Annotated in this window: 1 protein-coding gene; it reads left to right on the forward strand. The window is 65.0% G+C overall.

From position 1 onward, the window contains the following. Window positions 1-203 (forward strand): calcium-binding protein (locus Q1A32_RS23935; protein ID WP_369427640.1); only part of this gene is annotated, 203 nt, incomplete at both ends.

The following is a 203-nucleotide window of genomic DNA, read 5'->3' on the forward strand; positions in this document are numbered from 1 at the left end:
GCGGGCAGTGACCAGTTCGCGGGCGGCGACGGGTTCGACCTGATCAATGGCGGGGGCGGGTTCGACCTGATCTTTGCCGGGAACCAGGCCGACACGGTGAACGCGGGCAATGGCAATGACACCGTCTTTGGCGGCAATGGCCGGGACGAGGTGTTCCTCAACCAGGGTGCCGACGTGTTCAACGACAACACGCAGGGTGGCGA

It is taken from the genome of uncultured Tateyamaria sp., from assembly GCF_947503415.1.
Taxonomy (GTDB): domain Bacteria; phylum Pseudomonadota; class Alphaproteobacteria; order Rhodobacterales; family Rhodobacteraceae; genus Tateyamaria.